The sequence below is a fragment of the Streptomyces cavernae genome, from assembly GCF_004023625.1.
Classification (GTDB): domain Bacteria; phylum Actinomycetota; class Actinomycetes; order Streptomycetales; family Streptomycetaceae; genus Streptomyces; species Streptomyces cavernae.
The window spans coordinates 160,646-168,850 of sequence record NZ_RPDJ01000031.1 but is presented as its reverse complement, the minus strand read 5'-3'; the positions used below and the strand labels follow the sequence as shown (position 1 = coordinate 168,850).

Sequence of the window (8,205 nt, the reverse complement as noted above, 5' to 3'; positions counted from 1 at the left end):
CCCCCGACGTGCTCGACCGGCTCGGGGGTCTGCGTCCGTGATCGCCATGATCCTCTCCCAGCTGCGCAGACGCCGTTCCCGCGCCCTCGCGCTGGCCTCGGGCATCCTGGTCGCCGCCACCAGCTTCACCCTGCTCACCTCGACGGTGACCACCAGCCAGGCACGGACCACCGGGATCGTCGAGGACAGTGCCCGCTCCGCGTACGACATCCTGGTCCGGCCGCCCGGCACCCAGACCGAGGTCGAACGGGAACGCGGCCTGGTCGAGCCCAACTTCCTGTCGGGGATCTTCGGCGGCATCAGCCTCGACCAGTACCGGCGCATCAAGTCCCTCTCCGGAGTCGAGACCGCCGCGCCCGTTGCCAACATCGGCTACCTGATGGTGGACGGCACGGTCAGGATCGATGTGTCGAAGTTCCGCGACAGCGAGGCACCGGCCCAACTGCTGCGCCTCACACCGAAGCTGCAGGCCGGCCTGGGCAGCTACCCGGTCGCCGACCAGTACGTCTACCTCACCCGCAACCCGATCGTCATGGACGACTATCTGGAGAACGAGAAGGCGGGCGGCAAGAAGTACGCGGTGTGCTGGTTCTACAACTATGACAAGAGCGGGGCGAAGACCGACTTCTTGGGCGAGAAGCTGCCCCAGCCCATGTTCGACTGGAACGACGACCCGGAGTCGGTGTTCTCCCTCGACGCCCGCTCGACCATGACCTGCGTACCGGGGAACGGGAAGGCCACGGCCCAGGTGCCGGTCTCCTTCCCGGTACTGCTGTCGGCGATCGACCCGGCCGCGGAGGACCAACTCGTGGGGCTGAGCGACACGGTCACCTCCGGCCGGATGCTCACCGCCAAGGACCGGCCCGTCTGGGCCGCCGCCGAATGGGATCAGGGTCCGGTCGAGGAAGAACGGCAGCACGACTACAACGTCCCGGTCATGCTCAGCAGCCGCGCCCTGACCGCAGGCACCCTGAGCGCCGGCGTCGAGCGGCTGGACGTCGGCGATCCGAAGGCCCTGCCCGGCAAGTTGAGCAGGCCGAGCGCCCACGATTTCGTCAACGGCCTGCGGGGCACCGCCGTCGGAACGGTCACCGCCGACCTCGCCACAGCCTTCCGGTCCATAACCGACGGCGGACGGGGCTTCGACGTGGTGAACTACTGGACGGTCGGACCGGTCGGCTACCGCAGCACCGAGGAGGGCCTGGTCGCGCAGACACGGCCCGCCCAGCCGCCCAGCATCTGGGAGGACAACTACTTCGAAAAAACGCAGAGGTACATCCCCGAGGAGAACGCGGGCACCCAGTTCCGTAAGGTCACCGGTCATGCCTCCACCGTGTGCGGGTCGTTCAAGACCTGCGACCGCGAAGACTCCGGACGCCGCCCGGATCCGGTGATCCGCGTCGTCGGCCGCTACGACCCCGCCAAGCTGCGCGGTTTCTCCGCACTGTCCCGGGTCCCGCTGGAGACCTACCAGCCCCCGCAGGTCACCGGCGCGGACGCGCGCTCCCGGAAGGCCCTGCGCAACCAGCCCCTGCGGCCCGACCGCAACCTCGGCGGCTACCTCAGCCCGCCGCCCACCCTGCTCACCACGATCGACTCGATCTCCGCCTTCACCCACAGCCGCAGAAAGTCCCCGGCGCACGAGAAGGAACCGGTCAGCGCCATCCGCATCCGCGTCGAGGGCGTCACCGGTGTCGACCCCACCTCGCGGGCCCGGGTCAACTCCGTGGCCGGTCAGATCCGCGCCGCCTACCCGAAGCTGCAGGTCGACGTCACCGTCGGCAGCTCACCCGCACCGCAGACCATCGTGCTGCCCTCGGACATCAAGGTCACCGAGCGCTGGGTCGCCAAGGGCGTGGCGCTGCGGATCCTGCAGGCCGTCGACACCAAGAGCGCGGTGCTCTTCGTCCTGGTCCTGGTGGTCTGCGGACTCTTCCTCGCCCAGGCCGCACTGGCCTCCGTACGGTCGCGCCGCACCGAGATCGGCACACTGCGCTGCGTCGGGTGGAGCACATCGGAGATCCTGCGCCTGATCCTCGGTGAGCTGGCGGTCATCGGCCTCGGCGCGGGTGCCCTGGGCGCAGTCCTCGCCTACGGACTGGGGACGCTGCTCGGCCTGCCCGGATCGGGGGTGAAGGCAGCCCTGGTGCTGCCCGTCGCGTTGCTGCTGGCGCTCGGCGCGGGCCTGCTGCCCGCCTGGCGGGCCACCCGGGTGCGGCCGCTGGACGCGGTCACACCCGCGGTGACCGCCACCCGCCGGGCGGTCGCCGTCCGCTCCGTCCCCGGCCTCGCCATCCGCAATCTGCTGCGCACCCGCGGCCGGACCGTGCTCGGCGCGGCCGGTCTGGCGCTCGGGGTGGCGGCCTTCACCGTGCTGCTGTGCCTCACCCTCGCCTTCCGCGGCGAGGTGGCCGGCTCGCTGCTCGGCAACGCCGTCGTCGCCCACGCCCGCACGGCCGACTATGTGAGCGTCGCCCTGTCGCTGCTGCTCGGCGCGGCCGGAGCGGTCGACGTGCTGGTCCTCTCCCAACGCGAGCGGGCCGCCGACCTGGCCGTCCTGCGCGCCACCGGATGGTCCAACCGCGAACTCGCGCGGCTCACCCTCTACGAGGGCGCCGGGCTCGCGCTGCTGGGCGGCCTCACCGGCGCCGCCGCCGGCCTCGCGACCGTACTGGCGCTCGGGCAGGGGGTACTGGCGGGGCGGTTGCCGATGGTGGCCGGCGCGGCACTGCTGGCGACGCTGGCCGCAGTCGGGCTGGTGTGTGGGGTCCTGTCCGTGCCCAACCGGGCCATGTCCCGTATCGCCCCGGCCCATCTGCTGGCGGCCGACTGAAGACTGGACCGAAGACCGACAAGGGCGGCTCGCCCGGCCGGACCACCGGCACTCAGCGGGCCGCCACCAGCAGCACCCACACCTGACCGCGCGCGAAGTTCACCGTCTTCCCGTCCGCGGTGGTGAACTCCGTGCCGTCCTGTGCCGCCCCGCGCTCCCACCGGACACGGTGGACCCGCCCGTCGCGCAGGACGTCCGCCTTCCCCGAGCCCACGGTCTCCGTGTACGGCGAGTTGTTGCCGCGCACATCGTGGAACCGGGACTCGCGCACCCGTACGTATTGGACGACTACGGTCGCCGGTGCCAGGGTCTTCCCGTCCGTCGTCCGGTCGGGTGTGCCGTCCATCGCCACCTGCCAGCTCTGCCGCTGCTCGGACCAGGTGAAGGTGAAGCGGGCCGCGGGGAAGCGCACGGTGCGGCTGTTCTGCGGGGTGCCGCCCTCGGGCGCCGCGCCGAAGCGGAAGCCGGTCTGCGCCAGGGCGGGCCCGCCGCCCACGGACTCCATCACCTTCGCCGGCCGCAGATAGAGGTTGTGCGGCGCGGGCCGGTCCTCGCCCCGGAAGTAGGCGCCCGACGCCTTGCCGGGCGGCACCGCGCGCAACGGCTCCCGGTCGATCAGCGGCAGCAGCTTGCCCTGCGCCCCGGAGAACGCCAGCGTCGGTTCGTCGAACTGGCGCAGCAGCTCCAGGTCCGTCTCACGGGCACTGCGCACCGGCCCGACCACCTCGGGGAGCCTGGTGGCGTACACCGCCATCAGCCGGCTCAGGCCGCCCTCCACCTGCTCCACATAGACGATGTCCGCCGCGCCGATGCCGGTCTGCGGCCGGGCCGCGGACACGTTGTCGATCTTCACGGCGAGGACGGGACCGGTGGGCTCCCCGGTGCTCTGCCGGGTCTCCTCGCGTCCGGTGTCCGTTCCCTCGCCGTCCCCCGTGGTGCAGCCCGCGACCAGAGCGGTCAGCAGTACCGCCGTGAGCGCGCCGTGTCGCAACCGCTTCACAACCATCGCGCCGCACCTCTCGATCGTCTGTTCGCGGACCCATCCGGGTGATACCCGCTCGGCACACGGAAACAGACAGGCCACCCGGGCCACCAGCCGTCCCTCAAGTGATTCGCCCGCCTACCCACGGGTACCCGGGCGCCGCACATGACCGGTCGAGACGGAGGGAGTGGCGCACGATGAAGGCCGTGACATGGCAGGGCAAGAGGGACGTCCGCGTGGAGAACGTGCCCGATCCGAAGATCCAGGAGCCCACCGACGCCGTCATCCGCGTCACCTCCAGCGGGCTGTGCGGCTCCGACCTGCATCTGTACGAGGTGCTCACACCGTTCATGACCCCCGGCGACATACTCGGCCACGAACCCATGGGCATCGTCGAGGAGGTCGGCTCCGAGGTGCCGAACCTCCGGCCCGGAGACCGGGTCGTGGTGCCGTTCCAGATCGCGTGCGGCCACTGCTGGATGTGCTCGGCCGGACTGCCCACGCAGTGCGAGACCACCCAGGTCACCGGCGAGGGCATGGGTGCGGCCCTGTTCGGCTACACCCGGCTGTATGGGGCCGTGCCGGGCGCCCAGGCCGAGTATCTGCGCGTCCCGCAGGCCCAGTTCGGACCGATCAAGGTGCCGGAGGGGCCGCCCGACGACCGGTTCGTCTATCTCTCCGACGTGCTGCCGACCGCCTGGCAGGCCGTCGAGTACGCGGCGATCCCTCCCGGCGGCACCGTCGCCGTCCTCGGGCTCGGTCCCATCGGCGACATGTCCTGCCGGATCGCCCGGGAACGCGGCGCAGAACGCGTCTTCGGCGTGGACCTCGTCCCGGAGCGGCTGCGCCGGGCGCGCGAGCGGGGCGTGGAGACGTACGACCTGCGGCACTTCGACAGCGAGAAGGAACTCGTCGCCGCCATCAAGGACGTGACCGACGGCCGCGGCCCCGACTCCGTCATCGACGCGGTCGGCACCGAGGCCCACGGCAGCCAGATCGCCCGGCTCGCGCAGACGGCGTCGTCGATGCTGCCCCGGGCCATCGGGGCGCGGCTCTCCGAACGCTTCAGCACCGACCGGCTCGCCGCGCTCCTCACAGCGATCGAGCTGGTACGGCGCGGCGGCACGATCTCGCTCTCCGGCGTGTACGGAGGCCAGGCGGACCCGCTGCCGATGCTCACCATGTTCGACAAGCAGATCCAGCTGCGCATGGGGCAGGCCAACGTCCGCCGCTGGAGCGCGGACATCCTGCCGCTGCTGACCGACGAGGACACCCTGGGCGTGGACGGCTTCGCCACCCACCGGTTGCCGCTCACCGAGGCACCGCAGGCGTACGAGATGTTCCAGCAGAAACGGGACGGCGCGGTGAAGATCCTGATGGAGCCGGGTGTGCGCTGATCGGCCACGCCGGGTTCCTCTGACCCCCGCCACATCACTGCCGGGGGCCCCGGGTCCCGCCACATCACTGCCGGGGGCCCCGGGTCCCGCCACATCACTGCCGGGGGCCCCGGGTCCCGCCACCTCACTGCCGGGGGCCCCGGGTCCCGCCACATCACTGCCGCGAGTCCCGGGTCCCGCCACATCACTGCCGCGAGTCCCGGGTCCCGCCACATCACTGCCGGGGGCCCCGGGTCCCGCCACCTCACTGCCGCGAGTCCCGGGTCCCGCCACATCACTGCCGCGAGTCCCGGGTCCCGCCACATCACTGCCGGGGGCCCCGGGTCCCGCCACCTCACTCCCGCGCGCCCAGGATGTCCGCCAGGTCAAAGTTGACCGGCTCCTCCAGCTGGGCGTAGGTGCAGCTCTCCGGGACGCGGTCCGGCCGCCAGCGGCGGAAGCGGGCCGTGTGCCGGAAGCGCACGCCGTTCTCCATGTGGTCGTACGCCACCTCGGCCACCCGCTCCGGGCGCAGCGGCACCCAGGACAGGTCCTTCTTCGCCGACCAGCGGCTCGGTGCCCCCGGCAGCCGCGCCGTCTCGTGCGCGGCCTCCTCGGCCCAGGCCGCCCACGGATGCGCCGCCACGTCGTCCATCCGCAGCGGCTCCAGCTCCGTCACCAGCTGCGCCCGCTGCCTCATGGGGAACGCCGCGGACACCCCCACGTGCTGCAGCGTGCCCCCGGTGTCGTAGAGCCCGAGGAGCAGGGAGCCGACCACCGGACCGCTCTTGTGCAGCCGGTAGCCCGCGACGACGACGTCCGCCGTGCGCTCGTGTTTGATCTTGTACATGGCCCGCTCGTCCTGCCGGTAACGCACGGTGAGCGGCTTGGCGATCACCCCATCGAGGCCCGCACCCTCGTACTGCTCGAACCACCGCTGCGCCACCTCGACGTCCGTCGTCGCCGGGGCGACGTGGACCGGTGCCGTGACCCCGGCCAGGGCCCCGACCAGCCGGGCGCGCCGCTCGGTCAGCGGAACGTCGAGCAGGGACTCGTCCGCCAGGGCGAGCAGGTCGAACGCCACGAAGGAGGCCGGCGTCCGCTCGGCGAGCGTCCGTACCCGGGAGGCGGCTGGGTGGATGCGCTCGGTGAGGGCGTCGAAATCGAGGTGCCGGCCCTCTCGTACGATCACGATCTCGCCGTCGAGCACGCAGCGCTCGGGCACCCGTTCCCGCAGGGCCTCGACCAGCTCGGGAAAGTACCTGGTCAGCGGCTTCCCGGTACGGCTGCCCAGTTCCACCTCCGGGCCGTCGCGGAACACGATGGCCCGGAACCCGTCCCACTTCGCCTCGTAGTGCATGTCCGGCGGGATCCTCGCCACCGACTTGGCGAGCATCGGCTTCACAGGGGGCATCACCGGCAGATCCATGTATCGACTCTACGAGTCGTCCATGGTGTCCGCTCGGTGCGCGATTCGGCCGCCACAGTCCGGCGTTCCTGCGGTTTTGCCGCTGTTCGGCGGCCGGACTGTGAGACGAATGTGAGACGCCGGCGCCCGCCTCAGTCGCCTGCCGCAGGCTCTCGTTTTGGCCGGCCGCCCTTGCGTGCGCGCCGCTCGGCGAGCTCCTGCTCAGCCTTCTCAAGGTCGGCACGGTCTTGGTCGTCGCCGTGCTCGAGGACGCGGGCACGCATGTGGCCCAACAGATCGTTCGTCCGGTCTGTGTTGAGTCGCTCGCAGATGCGCCCGTATGCGTCCCACAGCCGAGAGACCGCAACATAGCCGCTGGCCTTTCCCTCCCACCGCCGGTTTGCGCCCCAGGGTTTCCGACCGTCGAAGCAGGCCATGACTGAGTTGCACTTGGCACAGATGAGGCCGCGAACGGAGAAGGAGCCGTTGCCCTCGAAGTGGTCGATGAGCAGCAACCGCCGATGGGTGTCGTCCTCGCTGACGCCGCAGATCTCGCAACAGCCGCGAGCCCGGACCCGGAGTTCCTCGTACTCGTGGCAGGTCAACCCATACACGCTCCAGTGATGGCACTGCTTGCCGTTCTCGGAGTGCCCCTTGCCGTACAGGCGTCCGGGCGGGGGCGCGGTCGTCACTACTGCGCCCCCTCTGTGGTCTCCTCGGCCTGGGCGGCGTCGCGCTCCTTGCGGATGCGGGCGACGTACTCACGCGACCAGTCCACCGACCGCGCAATCCGGGCGTTCGTTTCGCCGCGGTCGAGGTGCTTGTGGATGGCTGCCATGAGGGCGTCGCGGGCGCGGTCGTACTCGTCTCGCAGGTCCCGGAGCTCAGGGATCTCGTCTCGTGCCATGACCGCCATGCTGTCACCTCTCTTGTGAACTCAGTACGGAACAGAGTTGACAGTCTCATGGGGCGGGAGTACTGTCAACATTGTTCGTAACTGAGTTGACGACAAGAAGTCGCTGACCAGGCCAAACGCAGAACGGCCCCCGGCGGTGTAGCGAGCACCGACCGAGGGCCTGACGGACCACCTGCCTGAACAGGAGACCCGCTGTGATCCACCTTCTCATGTCCCCTCGTGCCGCCCGCACGGTCCGCGGTCTGGTCGCCACCGTGGCCGACGCGGTCCGCTCGGTCGTCAAGCCGGCCGCTCTCGTCGAGGCGGAAGCGCTGGAGGCCGTCGAGGCCCCGGACCCGGCCGGCGTGTACAACGCCGACGAACTCCCCGCCGTCGAGACGATCGAGGCTGCTGCCGCCGAATACGACCGCGCCGCCGACCAGGCCCGCCGCGCCGACCGCGGCAAGCGCGCCGCGAAGAAGATCCTCGACCGCCTCCCCGCGGGCGTGTACGGCACGTGGCGCGTCTTCCGCACCCCGTCGTCCCGGCAGACCCCGGACCTCGCCGCCATCACCGCGATCTTCAAGGCCAACAACCTCGGCCCCGTCCCGATGAAGGCGTGCGCCCCGTCCCTCAAGGTCGAGCGGATCGCCGACGAGACCACCGTCCCCGCCGAGCTCGCCGCCGCCGCGGCCTGATGGGAGTGACCGC

At 71.1% G+C, this 8,205-nt stretch carries 7 protein-coding genes; 3 read left to right on the top strand and 4 right to left on the bottom strand.

Going from position 1 to position 8,205, the window contains the following annotated elements; translation table 11 throughout:
* Positions 1 to 46: 46 nt before the first annotated feature.
* Entirely contained in the window at positions 47 to 2,833 is a 2,787-nt protein-coding gene (locus EF387_RS34430) for an FtsX-like permease family protein (RefSeq protein WP_128380523.1), read from the top strand.
* A 52-nt stretch (positions 2,834 to 2,885) separates the two neighbouring features.
* Here EF387_RS34430 and EF387_RS34425 read toward each other — a convergent pair whose 3' ends face one another.
* Positions 2,886 to 3,839, bottom strand: a complete 954-nt coding sequence (locus EF387_RS34425) for a DUF3048 domain-containing protein (RefSeq protein WP_202918453.1) — start codon at positions 3,837 to 3,839, stop codon at positions 2,886 to 2,888.
* A 173-nt stretch (positions 3,840 to 4,012) separates the two neighbouring features.
* On the opposite strand from EF387_RS34425, the gene EF387_RS34420 reads away from it, so the two are divergent.
* The gene (locus tag EF387_RS34420; RefSeq protein ID WP_128380514.1) at positions 4,013 to 5,212 is read left to right on the top strand and encodes a zinc-dependent alcohol dehydrogenase; all 1,200 of its coding nucleotides are present in this window, start codon (positions 4,013 to 4,015) and stop codon (positions 5,210 to 5,212) included.
* Between the two features lie 334 nt (positions 5,213 to 5,546).
* Here the strand turns inward: EF387_RS34420 and EF387_RS34415 are convergent, their stop codons facing one another.
* From EF387_RS34415 to EF387_RS34405, 3 genes are all read right to left on the bottom strand, one after another.
* The gene (locus EF387_RS34415; protein WP_128380513.1) at positions 5,547 to 6,620 is read right to left on the bottom strand and encodes an ATP-dependent DNA ligase; all 1,074 of its coding nucleotides are present in this window, start codon (positions 6,618 to 6,620) and stop codon (positions 5,547 to 5,549) included.
* Positions 6,621 to 6,751: 131 nt separating this feature from the next.
* A complete protein-coding gene (locus EF387_RS34410) occupies positions 6,752 to 7,291 on the bottom strand; it encodes an endonuclease domain-containing protein (RefSeq protein ID WP_128380512.1) in 540 nt (179 codons plus the stop codon).
* Positions 7,291 to 7,506, bottom strand: coding sequence for a hypothetical protein (locus EF387_RS34405; RefSeq protein WP_128380511.1), 216 nt, complete (start codon positions 7,504 to 7,506; stop codon positions 7,291 to 7,293). The genes EF387_RS34410 and EF387_RS34405 overlap by 1 nt, the downstream gene beginning before the upstream one ends.
* A gap of 203 nt (positions 7,507 to 7,709) precedes the next feature.
* Here EF387_RS34405 and EF387_RS34400 point away from each other — a divergent pair, with 203 nt between their 5' ends.
* Positions 7,710 to 8,192, top strand: a complete 483-nt coding sequence (locus EF387_RS34400; RefSeq protein WP_162467258.1) for a hypothetical protein — start codon at positions 7,710 to 7,712, stop codon at positions 8,190 to 8,192.
* The last annotated feature ends 13 nt before the right edge of the window (positions 8,193 to 8,205 follow it).